Genomic DNA, 18,422 nt, shown 5'->3' on the forward strand with positions numbered 1-18,422 from the left:
AACATCATGAAGGCGAAGAAAAAGCCGCTGGATGAGAAGACAGCCGCCGATTACGGCGTCGACGTCACGCCGCGCCTTGAGGTCGTCAAAACCGAAGAGCCCGCCGCGCGTGCCGCCGGCATCATCGTGGGCTCGGTGGACGAGCTGGTCGGGAAACTCAAAGAAGCGGGGGCTGTGTAATGGCTGTTCTTCTTCTCGCCGAGGTCAACAACGGCGAACTGGCGATGGACGCCACCGCTAAGGCCGTCAACGCCGCCAAGGCTCTGGGTGACATCACCATTCTGGCTGCGGGCGGCTCTGCCGCTGCTGCCGGTGAGGCCGCCGCCAAGATCGACGGTGTGTCCAAGGTTCTGGTGGCCGAGGATGCGTCGCTGGGTCACCGCCTGGCGGAATCGACTGCTGCGCTGATCGTGGGTCTGGCTGATGGCTACGAGCATATCGTTGCCCCTGCCACCACCGACGCCAAGAACGTGATGCCGCGCGTTGCAGCCCTGCTGGACGTGATGGTGATCTCGGATGCGTCCGGCGTGGTTGACGGCTCGACGTTTGAGCGCCCGATCTATGCGGGCAACGCGATTCAGACGGTGAAATCGAACGACGCCAAAAAGGTCGTCACCCTGCGGACCGCCAGCTTCGATGCGGCGGGCGAAGGTGGGTCTGCGCCGGTCGAGACGATCTCGGTCGGCGACAACCCGGGCCTGAGCTCGTGGGTCGAGGACAAGGTGGCCGCAAGCGACCGTCCGGAACTGACCTCGGCTGGTGTCGTTGTCTCGGGCGGCCGTGGCGTTGGCTCGGAAGACGATTTCAAACTGATCGAAGCGTTGGCTGACAAACTGGGTGCCGCCGTGGGCGCCTCGCGTGCGGCGGTGGATTCGGGCTATGCCCCGAACGACTGGCAGGTGGGTCAAACCGGCAAGGTTGTTGCCCCAGATCTTTATGTCGCCATCGGCATCTCGGGCGCGATCCAGCACCTGGCGGGCATGAAGGACAGCAAGGTCATCGTTGCGATCAACAAGGACGAAGAGGCACCGATCTTCCAGGTCGCCGATTTCGGCCTCGTCGCAGACCTCTTCGACGTCGTGCCAGAGCTGACTGACAAGCTCGGCTGAGCTACATTTTGAGAAACTCTGGAAAGGCCCGCCGAGTGGCGGGCCTTTTTAGTTCAGATCGCGGATTGGCGGCAGCAAAGCATCCGCAATCACCTTGTGTGCGGACGGGCCAATCACGTACTCCGCCATCGGCTGTTGCAGAGTTCCAAAGAGCACATCCTCCAATTCATCGGACACTCCAGACGCGCAGACAGACATCTCGACCACGCTTGCGCATAGTGGCCTGAGCTGATCAATCATTGCCGCATCAATCGGTACCGGGTCACCACCCTCCAAGCTTTGATGCCGCCGCACGCGCAGCCACAATAAGACGACCGGAGGATCGATGCGTCCCAGCAATGATCGGAGACTTCGAATCCAAGCCGCGCGCAGCTCCTGCGCGATGATGTCAAATCGGGCGTCGTCTTTGACCCGCAATCGCCCCAGCAGGTGACGCACAAAGTGAACTTCCGTGAAGTCCACATCAGGGTACAGGTCAAGTAACTCCTTTGTCGGTTCAAGGAACCGATCATTTCGGCGGGGATGAACGCGGTAGAAGAGATTCGATTGCCCTGGAACGTCCGGCGCCTGCAACACGCATTGCTGAGAGCCGTTGACCAGATCCAGCAGACCCTGCCCCCGAGATATTGCCTCAACCCCACAAAACAGGCTGCCGAAATTGGCGCATGTCTTGTTCAATTTCGCCTCCAATATGGCTGGAAACGGACGTTCCACAAAGCGCCCGAATGTCTCATCCCCACCGACACATGCCACATACGGGCGATCCAGCGCGCATTCCGGACCGCGAAACCACAGCTTTGACCCTGCGTATTGGCATACAGCATCCTCGGGCCTTCCCGAGGCCGTTTGATGATAGCTCATATCACTCACCCAATTTTCACCCGATTGCCATTTTGCCGTCTCAAATGTTGAGAATTCCCTAATGCGCGCATTTGAAGCAAAATCCACAGGCTTGATCCCCTTGCCGCCCGCCCCAGTCTGCCGATAATGTCGCCCTATCCCGCAGGGCAAAGGCAGCTGAATAATGGATGTGAAATCAGTCGGAGTAATTGGCGCAGGCCAGATGGGCAACGGTATCGCCCACGTTCTGGCAGCGGCGGAATATGAGGTCCTGCTGAACGACGTCAGCCAGGATGCGCTGGACAGCGCCATCGCAACGATCACCGGCAACCTGGCGCGGCAAGTGTCGCGTGGCAAGATCACCGACGAAGCCATGCAGGCTGCCTTGGGGCGGATCTCGACCACTCTGGAGCTGCCACAGCTAGGTCAGACCGATCTGGTCATCGAGGCCGCAACTGAGCGTGAGGCTATCAAACAGGCGATTTTTGAGGATCTGCAGCCGCATCTGTTGCCGCATACGATTTTGACGTCGAATACGTCGTCCATTTCCATCACCCGGCTGGCCAGCCGTACCGATCGGCCAGAACGGTTCATGGGCTTTCATTTCATGAACCCTGTGCCAGTGATGCAACTGGTCGAGTTGATTCGCGGCATCGCCACAGATGAAGAGACCTACAAGTCCTGCAAGACAGTGGTGGACCGGCTCGGCAAGACCGCCGCCAGCGCCGAGGATTTCCCGGCCTTCATCGTGAACCGTATCCTGATGCCGATGATCAATGAGGCGGTCTATACGCTCTACGAAGGTGTCGGGAGCGTGCAGTCCATCGATCAATCCATGAAGCTGGGCGCCAACCATCCAATGGGACCGCTTGAACTGGCCGATTTCATCGGTCTGGACACGTGCCTTGCAATCATGAACGTGCTGCATGACGGGCTGGCGGATACTAAATACCGCCCCTGCCCCCTATTGACCAAATATGTCGAGGCCGGGTGGCTGGGCCGCAAGACCGAACGAGGGTTTTACGACTATCGTGGAGAGGTTCCGGTTCCAACACGCTAAGGGAAGAAGAGGGCCAGCCCTCTCTTGAGCCTGCGGCTCAATTCACTCCCGAGGTATTTTTGGCCAGATGAAGCTGCGGATCAGGATTTGTGTTTTGGACCCAGCGATATGGTGTGTTCTCTGAGCCAAGCCATAAAGCCGCGAGGGTCTCGTTCCAGCAGCTGCATATCCTCGTCCGAAACAGGTTCACCAATGACTGGCGATTGCGGTTTATTGCAAGAGCGGACGATTTCATGCAGCAAAAGCCCTTGGCGCAGGATCGAGGACAATTGGTTGGCGATCTGATACCAGCGCGAGTTATTCCCGGGAAAGAATATCGGTACCACTTGCGCGCCAGAGCGACGAATCATCTTGGCGGTAAAGACATTCCACTCGCGTTCGATGGCTGGGCCGAACCAATCGTCCGACGACATCACGACGCCTGACGGGAACAAGGCAACGACGCCACCTTCTTTCAAGTGCTCCATCGCCTTGCCGCGCATCTCCAGCATCTTGGACTGTGCCTCGGGGTCGTGTGGAAACGGCACCGGAATCATGAAGGACGTTGCGGCTTCATCCAGACCGGTCAGGACCGAGCGGGTCAGGATGCGATAATCGTTGCGCACTTGTCCGATCAACTCGGCCAAAATCATGCCATCCACCATGCCATGCGGATGGTTAGCGACGACCACAACAGGTCCGGTTTTTGGAATACGGGCAAACTGTTCCTGTGGCGTGGTCAGGTCGATTCCCATAACCTTTAGCGCACCGCCCCAGAAGCGCTGGCCCCGGTAGTATTCATTCTTTTTCTCGAACTTGTTGACCATCCGCAAAATGGTCAGCTTGCCTGTGCACCATTCAATGGCGCGAATGGCTGTCGACGTCCAGAAATCGTCGAACGAGTTCGCATAGGTCAGGGTTCTACGGTCGTAGATCTCGCCCTGATCTGCGGTCCCATCCACCACCGGGCTTGTCTTGGTCTCGTGCGTTGTTTCCGCCAATTCCTGGTCTTCCCGTTCTTCCTGTCCCGGCGGGGCGGCCTAAAACCCCTCTCCGAACTTGTCGTTCACAAGAGCTTCCAGAGCTTGTGCCAATGCCTCAGCATCCGGCCCGGACGTCTCGACGTCAATAGTAGTTCCGCGCGATGCTGCCAACATCAAAAGGCCCATGATGCTGTCGCCAGCGGCAGAAAGTCCATCTTTGGAAACCTCGGCGCGCGCATCAAAGCCTTCGACCACTTCGACCAGCTTGGCCGAGGCGCGCGCGTGCAGCCCCTTTTCATTGATTATTCTCAAACTTCGGTTGGTCATTTCAATCAATCCGGTTTTAATCCAATGTCACATTTTGCGCATTGATGTACTTGCGTCCAGCCTCCATCGCCTGCCGAACGGCATCCGCAACCGGCAGGTGGCGGCTTTTGGCCAATTTGATCAACATCGGCAGGTTGGCACCATAGAGGATTCGGCGATCCTGAGGCGCGCAGGCGCGCAGACTGAGATTCGAGGGGCTGCCACCAAACAGATCGGTTACGACCACAACACCGTCCCCCACATCCACATGTTCGGCAGCGCGGCAGATTTCAGCCTGTTTTCCTTCGCGGTCGTGGTCGGCTTCGATTGCAATCGCCACAAGGCCGGGTTGCTGCCCCACCACATGCTGCAAGGCGGCCAGATACTCCTGAGCCAACCCCCCATGTGCAACGATCACAATCCCGATCAATCCAGCCTCACATCCAACGACCGACGTTCTATCTCTCGGTGCCTAATTGCCACCTGCTGCCCCCCTTCGGCAAGAGCCTTTGCAACTGCTTCCGCCATGGCGACAGATCGGTGTTGCCCTCCGGTGCATCCGAACGCCACAGACAGGTGCGCTTTGCCCTCTGCCCGGAAGGCCGGCAGCAGCAATTTCACCAAGTCCACGACACGGTCGAAAAACGGTTCGTAATTCGTGTCGGATTGAACATAGCTTGCCACATCCGGATTTCGACCGTCCGCTGCACGCAGTTCAGGACGCCAGTAAGGGTTGGCCAGAAACCGACAGTCGAAAACCATATCCAGGCTGCGCGGCAAACCGCGTTTGTACGAGAAGGATTCGATCGACACCGCCAGATGTCGCCCGCCCCGAGGCGCGAACCAGTGCTCGACCTCTTCGCGCAACTGGTGAATATTCAGCGCGCTGGTGTCGATCAGAGTGTCGGCAATCTCACGGATCGGCGCCAGTAGCTCCTTTTCCTGCCGGACGCCGGTTTCAGGACCGGCATCTTTCGCGACCGGATGACGTCTGCGGGTTTCCGAGAACCGGCGCAGCAGAATATCGTCGCTACAGTCCAGATACAGCACGGTCAGATCAACCTGCTCCATCCGGCCCAGTTTTGCCGCGAGCTCGATGAATCCGATAGTCGAGAAATCACGATTGCGCGCATCAATGCCCAACGCCATAGGGCGGTCACTTTCCGCACCATCCAGCAGGCGCGACAGCAACCCCATGGGCAGGTTGTCGATGGCTTCAAAACCCAGATCTTCAAGCACATGAATTGCAGTCGAGCGGCCCGCCCCCGAGGGACCTGTCACCAGAACGATACGCCTTTGCGGTGTCATATGCTCGGCCATTCCGGGTGCACGCGCCCCATTTTCAAAAGTTGGATCAATGCTTCTGCCAAAGTGGGCACACCGGCGCAGCGAAGCAAGGGAACAGTTTGCCTCAGCACCCTGATGGTGATCGGATCAGGCAAGCGCGCTGGCTCGCTTTGGTCCAGATCCACGACATAACCCAGTGGCACCGGACCGGTGATTTGGGCCTGCAACAACCCAACCCCACGGGCTTCGATCAAGCCGCTGATCTGTGGGACGGCCGTCGCGATAACCCGGCTGTGTTTCATGCGCAGATCAACGCGATCATCCGCTACAAGCCGGGCGCCAAGCGCCATCATCCGCAACGCCAAGGCAGATTTTCCACTGCCCGAGACCCCGACGATCAGGACGCCCTGACCTTCGACGGCAACACAGGTGGCATGAACACAGGCGCTGTCCTGATCCATCGCGTCTGACAGGGATGTGTTGCTCATGATCTCAGACAGGTAGTCCAACAACGAAACGCGCGCCCAGCGGGTCCGAGGTGATATCGGCCTCGGTGGGGCGGATGTTTTCGGCCCAGATCACACCACCATGCGCTTCGACGATCTGCTTTGAAATAGCCAGCCCCAACCCCGAGTTGTTCCCGAAATGCTCGGCCGGGCGTTCCGAATAGAATCGTTTGAACACTTTGGTCAGGGCTTGCTCGGGGATACCGGGACCGGTGTCTTCGACCACCACCAACACACGATTGTCGCGCTGTCGGACCCAGACCCGGATCGCATCACTTTCTTCACAAAACGAGATCGCATTGGTGATCAGGTTGACAAAGACCTGCGCCAGACGCGCCTCGAGCCCGTTGATCACGATCGGTTCGGATGGCAAGTCGGTGATGTAGTCGATGCCGTTGGATCGGGCGCCCTCGCCCAGATGCTCTCCGAGATTGCTCAGCAGTTTGAGCAGGTCAAAGGGCTGTTCTTCCTCTTTCACCAGTTCGGCGTCCAGACGAGAGGCGTTGGAAATATCGCTGACCAGACGGTCCAGCCGCCGGACATCATGTTCGATCACACCCATCAATTTTTCACGCTGATCATCGCGTTTGACCATGCGCAACGTTCCAACTGCGGATTGCAGGCTGGCCAGCGGGTTCTTAATCTCGTGGGCTACGTCTGCCGCAAATTGTTCATTCGCGTCGATCCGGTTGTAAAGCGCGGTCACCATGCCTCGCAGGGCGCGGCTGAGGCGTCCAATCTCGTCCGGCCGGGCGCTGAGATCCGGGATGCGGATACGCCCCGGATTGACCCCGGTTCCCCGGTCCTTGCCCATTTCGGCAGCCGCGGCCAGATCTGCCAACGGGTTGGCAATGGTCGAGGCGAGCACGAGGCTAAGGCCAACAGACACAAGCAACGCGACCACAAACATTTGCAGGATACGCTCCTGCTCGCGCCGGGCCAGCGCATCGATCTCGCCCGCTGGACCAGAAATTGCGACGGCTCCTGCAGGAATGCCTTCGTACAGGATCGGGGCGGCGGCCACGATCACCGTATCGCCGGCATCATCCTTAACCGCCTGCACTTGGTTCTTACCCTGTAAAGCCTGTGGAATAATGGCTTGAACCCGTTGCGCCAGTGTTGGGGCTTCACTGGCCGTTGACCAGTTGAAAATCCGCGACACCCCTATCCAGACAGCGTTCAACGCGTCGCTGATCACTGTGCTACCGGTCTGAACCTCGGCATCCGTGCGCAGCAAGACCGGCATTTCCGAGGCTGGTGAGGCACCACGCGTCCAGCCGATCAAGGTGCCACTGGCGTCATAGACAAAGACTTCGCCACCTTCTGGCAGGCTCAGACCTGCCAGCGTATCCTTAACATCCAGATCCCCGGCATTTTGCGGGTTCTGGGGTACGCCCTGACGCAGCTGGGTTTCAAAAACGTTGCTGACCAGCTGCGCATCACCGATCAGGTTGCGTGCTGTCTGCTGGACCTGTTCCTTGCGAGAGTCGTCCAGATACAGCAGTCCCGTCACCAGAATCACAAGGGCGATTAGGTTGAACGTGATGATCTTACGGGCCAGAGGCGATCCACGCAGCGAAAACAGATTTCGCCGGGATCGTTTCTCTCGCAACTCGGCGGATTCTGCGTCTTGGGGGATGACCCAGTCATCCCCCAGAACGACGTCACCGTCGCGTAATTCGCTGGCTTGTTCGGTGTCGCGCACGGGACCCCATTACCTCTTGCAGACGGCCGCGCCTATTCTTCGTTGTATCTATACCCGATACCATACAGGGTTTCGATGGCCGAAAACTCCGAGTCCGCCACGCGCATCTTCTTGCGCAGGCGTTTGATGTGGCTGTCGATGGTGCGGTCATCCACATAGACCTGATCGTCATAGGCCACATCCATCAACTGATCGCGGCTTTTGACAAAGCCGGGACGCTGCGCCAGAGCTTGCAGCAAAAGGAATTCGGTGACCGTCAGAGACACATCCGCGCCCTTCCAGCTCACCGCATGGCGCAATGGGTCCATGCGAAGTTCGCCACGTTCCATCACCTTGGTATCACCGGTATTGGCGACCGTGGCATCACCGCTTGTCGCTTCCTGTCGGCGCAGCAGCGCGCGGATGCGTTCGACCAGAAGACGTTGCGAGAACGGCTTTTTGACATAGTCATCCGCGCCCATACGCAGGCCCAGCACCTCGTCGATCTCATCATCCTTGGAGGTCAGGAAGATCACCGGCATCTGGGTCTTCTGACGCAGCCGTTGCAGCAGATCCATGCCGTCCATGCGGGGCATCTTGATATCCAGCACGGCCATATCCGGCAGTTTCTTGTTGAACGCATCCAGGGCAGCCTGCCCGTCATTATATGTTTCGACCTCGAAACCTTCGGCTTCAAGCGTCATGGATACGGACGTCAGAATGTTTCTATCGTCATCCACCAGTGCAATCTTTGACATCGGGTTCACCCCTATTCCTGCTCACTCACGCAATAATTCGCTTATTTGTAAGGTATTGTTGGCGGTTTTAGGCCGCCGAATCAATCCGTAACTGCGAATCGTGCCTTTGTTGCGGCAGCTATGCGGCAAAATTGCCTTGCTGCCCGCAAAATGCTGCCCAGTTTTCTGGCAGGGAAATCTTGGTGGCGCTAAACCTGTGCTTGGTTGCGCTAACTGCGCCAAACCGTCCTGTTCATGCCCCAAACGACCGTGATAAGACGCGCCCATCCGCCGGGTTTTCCGGCAAACTGCCCCAAGAGCGCCCGCGGCCCCAACCGCCGCAGCGCCGCCACAGGAGAAGACACACATGACATCTGGACGGGTTAACCCGCAATTCCGCCTCGAGGATCAGGGCATCGAGGGTCTGGGCAATGTCTATTACAACTTCATGGAACCGGCGCTGATCGAAGAGGCGCTCAAGCGGGGCGAAGGCACGCTGGGTAATGGTGGGGCTTTTCTGGTTACCACTGGCAAATTCACCGGCCGTTCGCCCAAGGACAAACACGTTGTCAAAACCGACAGCGTCGCCGACAGCATCTGGTGGGAAAACAATACGGCGATGAGCCCCGAAGGCTTTGACGCGCTCTATATTGATATGCTCGAGCATATGAAGGGCGGCGATTACTTCGTGCAGGATCTCGTCGGTGGTGCCGACCCCGCCTATTCGATCAACGTGCGCATGGTCACTGAACTGGCCTGGCACAACCTTTTCATCCGCCATCTGCTGCGTCGTCCCGATCGTGAAGATCTGGATGATTTCACAGCGGATTTCACTGTGATCAACTGCCCCAGCTTTCAGGCCGACCCGGCCAAGCATGGCTGCCGCAGCGAAACGGTGATTGCGCTGAACTTCGATCGCAAGCTGATCCTGATCGGTGGCACCGAATATGCAGGTGAGAACAAAAAGTCCGTCTTCACGCTGCTAAATTATATGTTGCCGGAAAAGGGCGTGATGCCGATGCACTGCTCGGCCAACCATGCTGTTGGCAACCCGGTGGACACCGCCGTGTTCTTTGGCCTGTCGGGCACCGGTAAGACCACCCTATCCGCCGACCCATCGCGGATTCTGATTGGTGATGATGAACATGGCTGGTCCGATCGCGGCACCTTCAACTTTGAAGGGGGCTGCTATGCCAAGACAATCAACCTGAACGCCGAAGCCGAGCCCGAAATCTATGCGACCACCTCGAAATTCGGCACGGTGATCGAGAACATGGTGTTCGACCCCGAAACCAAAGAGCTTGATTTCGACGATGACTCGCTGACTGCAAACATGCGCTGCGCCTATCCGCTGGAGTATATTTCGAACGCGTCCAGCAGTGCCCTGGGCGGGCATCCGAAAAACATCATCATGCTGACCTGTGACGCGTTTGGTGTGCTGCCTCCGATCGCGCGGCTCACCCCGGCGCAGGCGATGTATCACTTCCTGTCAGGCTTCACCTCGAAGGTGGCCGGAACAGAACGTGGTGTGACCGAACCACAACCGACATTTTCGACCTGCTTCGGCGCACCCTTCATGCCGCGCCGGCCAGAGGCTTATGGCAACTTGCTGCGGGACAAGATCGCCCAACACGGCGCGACCTGCTGGCTGGTGAACACTGGCTGGACCGGCGGTGCTTATGGTGTGGGCAGCCGGATGCCGATCCGGGCCACGCGTGCCCTGCTGACGGCCGCACTGGAAGGCACGTTGGCGGATGCCGAGTATCGCAAGGACGCTAATTTTGGCTTTGACGTACCGGTTTCCGTACCCGGCGTGGCCGAAGTTCTGTTGGACCCGCGCCGGACCTGGGATGATCAGGCAGCCTTCGACAAACAGGCTGAAAAGCTGGTTCGGATGTTCGCCGAGAACTTTGAACAGTATATTCCGTTCATCGACGAAGACATTAAAGCCGTCGCAATCGGTTAAAAGGAACAGGGGCGCATGCGCCCCTTTTTCTTTCCGTGAGTTCCCACCCCGTCACGCTCTACCCGTAGTTGTATGACGGCAATTGCACATACAAATCCATTGTTCTGAACGACCACATACGGTAGTTGTGTTGCTTATTGAAACAAATAGGCCCGGCGCTGTCGCACCGGGCTGAAACTGAAAAGACCTTTGGGCAGCTCATGTGCACACACTCACAATGGCGTTTTGAGCAACCTAATCAGATGACTAATCTAAGAATAGGGGATGAGTGTCAATACGATACCTGCTGACTTGATTGCCAATCAGCACGTTTCAAAAGGTCGCAGCACTGCGACCCTTGGCACAGAAAACTACGGGTACGATCATGACGGAAATCTCAAAACTCACCGAGCTGCGCAAACTGATGCAAAGCATGGAGCGCACATTAGGACTGGAAAAACTATCTCCGGTTGAGCGTGACATCTATTATGCCGCCGAGGAACTGTCCAAGGCCGCGCAGGAAGTACGTACGTTCGGACTGATCGAGCACACCTTGGTCCAAAGCGTTTCACGCCCGACGTTCTTTCGCGCGCTGAAATCGCTGGTCGAACAAGGATATTTGTCGCAAAGCGGTAGCGCCAATCGGGGGCGGTATATCGTTCATGCTCCCAGATGACATCGCGACACCGCGCATCGGCGGCTGATCCCCGTGTGCAAGTGGGCCACTGAATCCTTTTTTGCCTCTTTGGCCTACGTTGTGGCGTCGTTTCTCACGTTTGAAGTGCTGATGCCACTTCAGAACATGTTCTTTCCTGAGTACCCCAGCCGGGCCAGCCTGTTGTTCCTGCCTCATGGCGTCCGGGTCTTGTCAGCCTGGTTGTTGGGCTGGCGGGCAATCTTTGCCCTTTTGCCTGGCGTCTTTTTGGTTTTTGCAGTCCTGGGTGGGGCTGATGTCTTCCTGCAAAGCCGCCTGATGGCCATTGTCATCGCGGTCACAACAGCCCCGGCTGTTTTCTATGTGCTCAAGTGGGTTGGCTGGGATTTGTTCCCGCGCCCTGACAGAAAACCTTGCTGGATCTGCGTCATGGGCGTGGGGGTTATCACATCAATTCTTGTGTCCGGCCTGACCAACCTGGCCTTTAACAGCGCGACCGCCGAATACATCGCCTATCTGATCGGAGACATCTCGGGGCTGTTTTTTCTTATGCTTGGTCTGTATTTTGCCTTTCGGTTCACGGACAGCCGCCGCTAAGGAGTTACCCCCCAAAGCCCCCGCCGCAACAAGTTCAGGCCAGCGACCAGCAACACCAACAATGTCGCCTTTCGAAAGCTTGCCTGATCGATCCGGTCCTGCAATCGCATCCCGACCCACATCCCGATCATTGCAGGCGGGATCAGAACGGCAGAAAATGGCACTGTTTTTGCATTCAGAATTCCCGACCCCAGATGCGCCACGACCAGCGCCACGGCACCCAACCCGTAGATCACGCCCTGAACGCGAATCTGTTCCTGTTTCGGCGTATTCAGGGCGGTCAGATAGGCCACAGTCGGCGGCCCCCATACACCGGACATGCCGCCGACAAACCCGGCCACGGCGCTGGCCATAGCCTCAACGCGCGCGGATGGATGAGCCAGAGTAAGCTTGGCCCCCAGCACCTGGATCAAGGCAAAGAATGTCACCGGGGCACCGATCATCAACAGAAAAGTCGATGCAGGCACCAATGTAACCAGTTGCGCCCCGGCCAGTAGGAAGATCAGACCAACGATCAGGAAAACCCGGAACCGCCGGATCGACTCGACCGCTGCACGTGTTCCCTCGCGCAGTGCCTGAACTCCGTTGGTCACCAGCGTCGGCAAGATTAATCCGGCCAGCGCCAGATCAGGTGGAAGGATCATGCTGAGCCCGGACACAAGGATCATGGGCATGCCAAATCCCACCATGCCTTTGATCCACCCTGCGACAAAGGCAATCGTCACAGCCAGTGTCAGGTCCAGTGGGGAGAGTATGGAAAACAATGTCATTGCCCCTAGATATCACTCGATCCGTTTTCTGCACTGCAAAAATATCAGAGCAATTATCGAACTTTTTACCTGCCAAATACGTATTTTTGTTGCGCTGCACGTGCAGCATGATATGACCAACCGACCGAAGAAAGGACGTGATTCATGGCCCATGACGGACAGGATGTGACCGAGATGACGACATCTGTGATTTTGCCCGACCTTTTGGATCTAACTCGGGCAGCAGTGCCTGCGGTCGAGGCTGTGTTTGAACGCGCTCGCGATTCCGTTCGGGGCATGGTGACTGCGGACGGTCGTGTGTCCGGTGCGTTGATCGAAGCCAACCAAACGGCCGCGCATGGCCTTGCCTGGATGGCGACGTACACGCAGTCCCTGCAACAGATGCAACGCTGGGCCGAGGCGTTGAAGGCCGACGGCAAATTTGGCGAGATTGAACAGCTACTGCACCAGATCGCATTTGGCGAATACCTGCATCAGGTCGCCGGTGGCATTCCGATGAACCAGGGCGAAGTCGTGCGTCTGCAGGATCTGGGCCTAGGATGGGATGCGCTGTCGGGATTCCAATGTTCCGAAGTGCAGACGCTTATGGCCAAAGGCAACTCGCAGAACGCTCGCACGCGTCTGGTCGCGCTGATGGAGGATCAGGCCGGTGCCACCATGTTCGGAGCCTCGGGGCTGGATGAAGAGCTGGAGATGATCCGCGATCAATTCCGCCGCTATGCGGTTGAAAAGGTCGAGCCGAACGCGCATGACTGGCACCTCAAAGACGAACTGATCCCGATCGAGATTATTGACGAGCTGGCCGAAATGGGCGTGTTCGGTCTGACCATCCCCGAAGAATTCGGTGGGTTCGGCCTGTCCAAGGCGTCCATGTGCGTGGTGTCCGAAGAGCTGTCGCGCGGCTATATCGGCGTTGGCTCACTGGGCACCCGGTCAGAGATTGCCGCCGAGCTGATCATTGCCGGCGGCACCGATGAGCAGAAAGCCAACTGGCTGCCCAAACTGGCCAGCGCCGAAATCCTGCCGACCGCAGTGTTTACCGAACCCAACACGGGTTCCGATCTTGGCAGCCTGCGCACCCGCGCGGTCAAGGACGACAATGGCGACTACCAGGTCACCGGCAACAAAACGTGGATCACCCATGCCGCACGGACCCATGTGATGACCCTGCTGGCGCGAACCAACCCCGACAGCGCAGATCATCGCGGTTTATCCATGTTTCTGGCGGAAAAAACACCTGGAACGGATGAAAACCCCTTCCCTACTCCTGGCATGACCGGCAGCGAGATCGAGGTGTTGGGCTATCGCGGCATGAAGGAATACGAGCTGGCTTTTGACGGCTTCCACGTCAAAGGCGAAAACCTGCTCGGCGGTGAGGAAGGTAAGGGTTTCAAACAGCTGATGGAGACCTTCGAATCCGCCCGCATCCAGACCGCGGCCCGCGCCATCGGCGTGGCGCAAAGCGCGCTGGATATTGCGATACAATACGCACAGGACCGCAAGCAGTTCGGCAAGTCGCTGATCAACTTCCCTCGCGTGTCGGGCAAACTGGCCATGATGGCCGTTGAAATCATGATCGCGCGCCAGCTGACCTATTTCTCGGCCTGGGAAAAGGACAACGGGCATCGCTGTGACCTTGAGGCTGGAATGGCCAAGCTGTTGGGCGCGCGCGTTGCCTGGGCTGCCGCCGATAACGGGTTGCAGATACATGGTGGCAACGGTTTCGCGCTGGAATACAAAATCAGCCGCGTTCTATGCGACGCCCGTATTCTGAACATCTTCGAAGGGGCTGCCGAAATTCAGGCTCAGGTCATTGCGCGGCGCCTGCTGGGCTAATTTGAGACAGCACTCCTGTTTCTCCAACTTGACCCGGCCATGTGCCGGGTTTTTCTTTGGATGTACGTTTCGTACAGTTTGCTGACCCGCAATTGTACGAAACGTACAAATGGTTTTGGGTTATCTTTCCCCGCATCACGGCCTGGCCTTTGCATGCTGCACTTGCGAAAGGCTGGAACTCAGGAACAACCGCCTGAAGGATGCGTAAACCCAGCGATCTGGCAACTCTCGGGCGAAAAAGTAGCCATAGCTTTTAATCGGGCTAGGGACACCAATATTGCATTGGCATGTCGATCTGGAAACACCTTTTGGCAAGTCTCTTTCCGATTCATGCCTGATAAGAGACAGGCAAAACTTCCCCCTCGGCTTGGCGCAGAAACTTGCGTAAAGAAGGCCGTCGACTGACACGGAATCCGGGCAACACTGTCCAATACCGTTTTGCCTGAGGGAGAGACGATAGTGAAATTCATATCTGCGCTTCTGGTCACGTGTGTGACGCTGATCCTTGCGGGGTGTGCTGTTGCTCCGACGGCTGGACCAGATGATGTCGACGCACTGGCGCAAGCCATTCAGAACCTTGGTCCCGAGGTCGACCCGGCTGAGGCGCAACGGGCCGCCACCATTGCCTATACCTATTCGCAACAGCTGGCGCGCGAATGGGACGTCACCGACCCGGCCATCATCCACAACGCCAAGATCATCAACGGCTTTCGCGAGTATGGTCTGTGCAATGACTGGGCCGAGGCCATAACCGCACGACTGCGGCGTGAAAACTTTCGCACGCTGGATCTGCACTGGGCCACGTCGCCTCCAACACCGTTCAGAATCATCCACCACTCGTCGCTGATAAGCGCCAAGGGTGACTCGATGTATGACGGCATCATCCTTGATCCGTGGCGGAATAGCGGTGTGCTGTTTTGGGCACCCGTGCGCGAGGACACCAGATACAACTGGAGACCCCGTTCTGAGGTGCGTGAGGAATTGCTGAGCGGCGAACTGATCTATTGAAAATAGAAACCGCCTGATCCTTTGGCTACTGCAATGGGACAAGACCCCGGTATGACACGCCTGATCCTGACACTACCCCTACTGGCCGTGTTCCAATGCGACCGTGACGAATCCGTTGCCGCCTATGGTGCCGCAGATCAAACTTGGATCTTACAGGAAATCAATGGCCAGCCCTACCCAGCCAGCGCCCTATTGCAGTTCCCCGAGGCAGGCAGGATCGAAGGGAACGCCCCCTGCAACAGTTATCAGGGCACTCTGGCGGCGCCCTATCCTTGGTTCGAGATTAAGGACCTGACCGCCACCCGGGCCGCCTGTGCCGGGCTGGAGGCTGAGGGGTTCTATTTCGCGGCGCTTATGGCGATGACACAATCCGAAGTGGCAGGTGATGTGTTGATATTGCGCAATGAAGATGGGTACGAGATGGTTTTCAAAGCCGCCGAGTAACCTGATCGACGAACCGCCCCCGTGCGTCCGGCAGAGGTGTATGGCCGAGCGACGGCGCAACGCGGTGTTCCAGGAAATAGCCAGTGGTTTGCAGCCCGGCTACAATTTCTGTATCCGGGGCCGTGCCTTCGCCGCGCAAGCAAGGCGGCAACGGCAACAGTCTGTCTGCCCACTCGCCTGCCCCTGCAACGCTGACCGCCCGTCCGGTTTTGGGTGACACATAGGCCAGCCCTTCGGTCGCGCCGGTGACGGCGCATTGGCCGAGATCCAGACCAAAGCCCAACTCGTCCAGCAAGGCCAGCTCCCAACGCAGGTAGGCCAGAGGCCAGATCTCGTCCTGTCCCAACAGGTCCATCATTCGTTCGGTCTGCGTGTAGATCGTTGGGTGCGGTTCGCGTTCAGGCAGGCAGAAGGACAGCAGGGACACCACCGCGTTCAGCCCCGCCAATGCCAATCGCCCGGAAAACGCCGCTGCCGCACGGGATCGCAGGGGTTCCACCTGAAAAGTGCCAAGATGGTCTTCGAGCCGCGCCCGCCAGAGCACATCAACCTGCGCGCCGGGTTGCAGGATCGGTGCGATTTTGCGGCTGGTGCCACCACGAACCACCCCGGCATGACGGCCATGAGCTTCGGTAAAGACTTCGATAATCGCTGACGTTTCCCCGTGACGCCGGACAGTCAGCAAGATGCCATGATCACGCCAGTCCAAGTGCATCCCCTTTGTGGCCGTCAGTTTCGGGTGCAGGAAATCGCAATGCGACCTGACCCGCAAGAGGGCACCGGAATTCGGAAGACGCAGGGTGCTGTCTGTGCAGGTCAATGATGCGAGGACCTCGCCTCCTGCAATCAAAGGTTGAATTCCACAGGTCAGAGGCTAAACTTTCCAAGCATCTGTTTCTAAATTACCTTTCTTGAAGATTATATGATTTTCTTGACGCCACCCTCTTGGCCATTAGCCGCGAACATATTGACCCTTATGCCAGCTATACGTGCAGGGCACAGTCCAAAATGAACCAAAAACGAGACGCTTTCCCCGGCAAATTCAAACCAAACCGACTCGGCAAGCTCGGGATCGGTCTGACGATGACGCTGGCTGCGTCCCTTGCGGCCGAATACGCCGCCGCGCAGGCTGCCGTGGCGACCAGCAGCTGCGGGTATCCGTTGCACACTAAGCCCGGGCATTTTGAAACTGTGCCGCTAGGCACGCCCGGCAAAGGTTATTTTCATGGCGGCGACGGCCTTGACACCGTTGCGCTGGACGGGCCGACGCATCTGATCGCCGGGCGTGGAAGGCTGGAATCGGTTGAGCGAATTGACGTCGAGAATGGGCAGTTCGACACCGTGGTGATTCTGGCAGAATTTCTGGCCACCGCAGATCGTGGCGAGGTTGATGTGCGCGCCGATTGGTTCGACACAACGATTCTGGACCCGCGTCTACAATGGGAAAGAACGCCCAGCGCGTCATTCTCGGACGAGTTGTTGAAAACGCAGATCAACGGAGTGGACGCGCAAGTTCGGGTACCGGTCGGCGCATTTGTCGTAACGGGTCAGGACCTGCCCGCGATCACCGCGACCGAAGGACCGGTGGGAGAATATGCGTGGGCGCCGGGCACCCTCGCCGAACCGGATGATGACGGCAGCGGCAACGACATTCAGAACATCTCCTTGCGATGGGCCAACGCTGGTACTGCGCGCCCTGACCTTTCGGCGATCCAGCTCAGCGCGCAAAAAGCAAAGCTGGACTTTCGGAATGGTGCAGCCAACCTGATCGAAATCGCAACTGGCCACCTGCTGAGTCGGGACATAGGCGAAATCCATTTGTTGACGGATGAATATGATCGTCTGTTCATCGCCGATCCGCACTGCTGGGCCCGTCAGGGTCACACCGATCCGGACATGGCGCGGCTGAGCTCGCAGCAGCAGGACGGTCGGTCCGTCGAAATTCACCTATCAAAATCACTGTTATCGCAGAGCAGTGACGGGCAGCCACGGCTGGGGCGTGCCGAACACCCCGGCGTCTGGCATCTGAGCCATGATACAAGGCAGGTGCTGGATGCAATTGACCTGCGCAATGCGGGAAAGGACTACCTTATCCTTCGCAACGACATGTGGCTGCGACGCACACCACAGCCCGTGATCTTAGGCGACCCCGGGGATGAGATCTGGCTTGATGGATCATCTGGCTGGTCCATCGCCTTCAATGATCAGGGGTTGGCTGCCAGTAATCCTGCAGGGTATCAGGCGGCCCCGCTGGTCATAGGGGTTGTTCCGGGGCTGATCCTGCGCAAGATGCCGATGCCTGAATTTCTGGCTGACCCGGCCTTGCTGGACCTGCCGCACTATCCGGGCACAGCCGACAAGGTCAGAGAAGCCGGGACAATTTACGTCACACGGGGCGGGTACGTCGGATTGTCTGCGAAACAGTTTGCCAACCGTAAGCTGATCGATCTGACCAATGGCCGACAGAACATTCTTCGCCTGCATCCCGCTGATCTGGACCAAACCGCCACAGATTTGGAAATACGGGGTGATCCGGATCTGGACATTCTGTCCGCTACAGAGATGCCCGAGCCTGAAATCGCGGCGGACGGCACCTATGTCTGGCGGCTGCCCGGACCGGACGGCACCCGCACGATCACATCAAAAGAACTGAGCGTCATCCGATAAACTTCCATT

The 18,422-nt window shown here is 57.9% G+C and carries 19 protein-coding genes and 1 pseudogene; 10 read left to right on the plus strand and 10 right to left on the minus strand.

The annotated features are described in order from the left end of the window. Both HW561_RS16720 and HW561_RS16725 read left to right on the plus strand, forming a co-directional pair. A pseudogene (locus tag HW561_RS16720) lies at nt 1-180 on the plus strand (electron transfer flavoprotein subunit beta/FixA family protein); the annotation flags it as partial. Further along, a complete protein-coding gene (locus tag HW561_RS16725; protein WP_176866515.1) occupies nt 180-1,109 on the plus strand; it encodes an electron transfer flavoprotein subunit alpha/FixB family protein in 930 nt (309 codons plus the stop codon). The pseudogene HW561_RS16720 and the gene HW561_RS16725, both read left to right, overlap by 1 nt. 48 nt (nt 1,110-1,157) lie before the next feature. Here the strand turns inward: HW561_RS16725 and HW561_RS16730 are convergent, their stop codons facing one another. Continuing rightward, nucleotides 1,158-1,970, minus strand: a complete 813-nt coding sequence (locus HW561_RS16730) for a DUF6473 family protein (protein WP_235962955.1) — start codon at nt 1,968-1,970, stop codon at nt 1,158-1,160. 163 nt (nt 1,971-2,133) lie between these two features. Here HW561_RS16730 and HW561_RS16735 point away from each other — a divergent pair, with 163 nt between their 5' ends. Beyond that, complete coding sequence (locus HW561_RS16735; protein WP_176866516.1) at nt 2,134-3,009, plus strand: 3-hydroxybutyryl-CoA dehydrogenase; 876 nt, start codon at nt 2,134-2,136, stop codon at nt 3,007-3,009. Nucleotides 3,010-3,089: 80 nt separating this feature from the next. Here the strand turns inward: HW561_RS16735 and HW561_RS16740 are convergent, their stop codons facing one another. Genes HW561_RS16740 through HW561_RS16770 form a run of 7 tightly spaced genes read right to left on the minus strand, consistent with a single transcriptional unit; the run spans nt 3,090 to nt 8,512 of the window. After that, nucleotides 3,090-3,989 carry a lysophospholipid acyltransferase family protein gene (locus HW561_RS16740; protein WP_176866517.1) on the minus strand — a complete coding sequence of 300 codons (900 nt, stop codon included), beginning with the start codon at nt 3,987-3,989 and terminating at the stop codon, nt 3,090-3,092. A gap of 39 nt (nt 3,990-4,028) precedes the next feature. Further along, nucleotides 4,029-4,298 carry an HPr family phosphocarrier protein gene (locus HW561_RS16745; RefSeq protein WP_176866518.1) on the minus strand — a complete coding sequence of 90 codons (270 nt, stop codon included), beginning with the start codon at nt 4,296-4,298 and terminating at the stop codon, nt 4,029-4,031. A gap of 16 nt (nt 4,299-4,314) precedes the next feature. Beyond that, entirely contained in the window at nt 4,315-4,707 is a 393-nt protein-coding gene (locus tag HW561_RS16750) for a PTS sugar transporter subunit IIA (protein ID WP_176866519.1), read from the minus strand. Continuing rightward, nucleotides 4,704-5,585: an RNase adapter RapZ gene (gene rapZ, locus HW561_RS16755; protein WP_176866520.1), complete on the minus strand. Its 882-nt coding sequence runs from the start codon at nt 5,583-5,585 to the stop codon at nt 4,704-4,706. Before rapZ ends, HW561_RS16750 begins: the two co-directional genes overlap by 4 nt. Then, nucleotides 5,582-6,052, minus strand: a complete 471-nt coding sequence (locus HW561_RS16760) for an HPr kinase/phosphorylase (RefSeq protein WP_235962956.1) — start codon at nt 6,050-6,052, stop codon at nt 5,582-5,584. Before HW561_RS16760 ends, rapZ begins: the two co-directional genes overlap by 4 nt. A gap of 4 nt (nt 6,053-6,056) precedes the next feature. Continuing rightward, nucleotides 6,057-7,775, minus strand: a complete 1,719-nt coding sequence (locus HW561_RS16765) for a sensor histidine kinase (protein WP_176866521.1) — start codon at nt 7,773-7,775, stop codon at nt 6,057-6,059. A 32-nt stretch (nt 7,776-7,807) separates the two neighbouring features. Beyond that, nucleotides 7,808-8,512 (minus strand): response regulator transcription factor, encoded by a 705-nt coding sequence (locus tag HW561_RS16770; protein WP_176866522.1) that lies wholly within the window; start codon nt 8,510-8,512, stop codon nt 7,808-7,810. Between the two features lie 346 nt (nt 8,513-8,858). On the opposite strand from HW561_RS16770, the gene HW561_RS16775 reads away from it, so the two are divergent. The 3 genes from HW561_RS16775 (at nt 8,859) to HW561_RS16785 (ending at nt 11,688) form a co-directional block, all read left to right on the plus strand. Continuing rightward, the gene (locus HW561_RS16775) at nt 8,859-10,457 is read left to right on the plus strand and encodes a phosphoenolpyruvate carboxykinase (protein ID WP_176866523.1); all 1,599 of its coding nucleotides are present in this window, start codon (nt 8,859-8,861) and stop codon (nt 10,455-10,457) included. A 364-nt stretch (nt 10,458-10,821) separates the two neighbouring features. Next, on the plus strand, nt 10,822-11,112 hold the full coding sequence (locus HW561_RS16780) for a hypothetical protein (RefSeq protein WP_176866524.1): 291 nt from the start codon (nt 10,822-10,824) through the stop codon (nt 11,110-11,112). Between the two features lie 111 nt (nt 11,113-11,223). Further along, nucleotides 11,224-11,688 (plus strand): hypothetical protein, encoded by a 465-nt coding sequence (locus HW561_RS16785; protein ID WP_235962957.1) that lies wholly within the window; start codon nt 11,224-11,226, stop codon nt 11,686-11,688. Here HW561_RS16785 and HW561_RS16790 read toward each other — a convergent pair. Then, complete coding sequence (locus HW561_RS16790; RefSeq protein WP_176866525.1) at nt 11,685-12,458, minus strand: sulfite exporter TauE/SafE family protein; 774 nt, start codon at nt 12,456-12,458, stop codon at nt 11,685-11,687. The two genes, HW561_RS16785 and HW561_RS16790, sit on opposite strands and share 4 nt — an antisense overlap. Before the next feature lie 144 nt (nt 12,459-12,602). Here HW561_RS16790 and HW561_RS16795 point away from each other — a divergent pair, with 144 nt between their 5' ends. The 3 genes from HW561_RS16795 to HW561_RS16805 all read left to right on the plus strand — a co-directional run bounded on the left by HW561_RS16795 (nt 12,603) and on the right by HW561_RS16805 (nt 15,746). Beyond that, nucleotides 12,603-14,294, plus strand: a complete 1,692-nt coding sequence (locus HW561_RS16795) for an acyl-CoA dehydrogenase family protein (RefSeq protein ID WP_176866526.1) — start codon at nt 12,603-12,605, stop codon at nt 14,292-14,294. 459 nt (nt 14,295-14,753) lie between these two features. Continuing rightward, on the plus strand, nt 14,754-15,302 hold the full coding sequence (locus HW561_RS16800; protein WP_176866527.1) for a hypothetical protein: 549 nt from the start codon (nt 14,754-14,756) through the stop codon (nt 15,300-15,302). Nucleotides 15,303-15,353: 51 nt separating this feature from the next. Beyond that, a complete protein-coding gene (locus tag HW561_RS16805; protein ID WP_176866528.1) occupies nt 15,354-15,746 on the plus strand; it encodes an META domain-containing protein in 393 nt (130 codons plus the stop codon). Here HW561_RS16805 and recO read toward each other — a convergent pair. Then, entirely contained in the window at nt 15,730-16,455 is a 726-nt protein-coding gene (recO, locus tag HW561_RS16810; RefSeq protein ID WP_176866529.1) for a DNA repair protein RecO, read from the minus strand. The genes HW561_RS16805 and recO overlap by 17 nt on opposite strands. 299 nt (nt 16,456-16,754) lie before the next feature. Between recO and HW561_RS16815 the strand changes: the two genes are divergently transcribed. Then, nucleotides 16,755-18,413, plus strand: a complete 1,659-nt coding sequence (locus tag HW561_RS16815; RefSeq protein ID WP_176866530.1) for a hypothetical protein — start codon at nt 16,755-16,757, stop codon at nt 18,411-18,413. Nucleotides 18,414-18,422: the final 9 nt, after the last annotated feature.

This window comes from Ruegeria haliotis, from assembly GCF_013377785.1.
Classification (GTDB): domain Bacteria; phylum Pseudomonadota; class Alphaproteobacteria; order Rhodobacterales; family Rhodobacteraceae; genus Ruegeria; species Ruegeria haliotis.

Excerpts from the sequence above, each read along its gene's own strand:
- HW561_RS16735 (WP_176866516.1), top strand. The coding sequence starts at position 2,134 with ATGGATGTGAAATCAGTCGGAGTAATTGGCGCAGGCCAGATGGGCAAC.
- HW561_RS16730 (WP_235962955.1), bottom strand. The coding sequence starts at position 1,970 with ATGAGCTATCATCAAACGGCCTCGGGAAGGCCCGAGGATGCTGTATGC.
- HW561_RS16770 (WP_176866522.1), bottom strand. The coding sequence starts at position 8,512 with ATGTCAAAGATTGCACTGGTGGATGACGATAGAAACATTCTGACGTCC.
- HW561_RS16745 (WP_176866518.1), bottom strand. The coding sequence starts at position 4,298 with ATGACCAACCGAAGTTTGAGAATAATCAATGAAAAGGGGCTGCACGCG.
- HW561_RS16780 (WP_176866524.1), top strand. The coding sequence starts at position 10,822 with ATGACGGAAATCTCAAAACTCACCGAGCTGCGCAAACTGATGCAAAGC.
- HW561_RS16785 (WP_235962957.1), top strand. The coding sequence starts at position 11,224 with ATGCCACTTCAGAACATGTTCTTTCCTGAGTACCCCAGCCGGGCCAGC.
- HW561_RS16760 (WP_235962956.1), bottom strand. The coding sequence starts at position 6,052 with ATGAGCAACACATCCCTGTCAGACGCGATGGATCAGGACAGCGCCTGT.
- HW561_RS16775 (WP_176866523.1), top strand. The coding sequence starts at position 8,859 with ATGACATCTGGACGGGTTAACCCGCAATTCCGCCTCGAGGATCAGGGC.
- HW561_RS16725 (WP_176866515.1), top strand. The coding sequence starts at position 180 with ATGGCTGTTCTTCTTCTCGCCGAGGTCAACAACGGCGAACTGGCGATG.
- HW561_RS16815 (WP_176866530.1), top strand. The coding sequence starts at position 16,755 with ATGAACCAAAAACGAGACGCTTTCCCCGGCAAATTCAAACCAAACCGA.
- HW561_RS16790 (WP_176866525.1), bottom strand. The coding sequence starts at position 12,458 with ATGACATTGTTTTCCATACTCTCCCCACTGGACCTGACACTGGCTGTG.
- rapZ (WP_176866520.1), bottom strand. The coding sequence starts at position 5,585 with ATGACACCGCAAAGGCGTATCGTTCTGGTGACAGGTCCCTCGGGGGCG.
- HW561_RS16805 (WP_176866528.1), top strand. The coding sequence starts at position 15,354 with ATGACACGCCTGATCCTGACACTACCCCTACTGGCCGTGTTCCAATGC.
- HW561_RS16795 (WP_176866526.1), top strand. The coding sequence starts at position 12,603 with ATGGCCCATGACGGACAGGATGTGACCGAGATGACGACATCTGTGATT.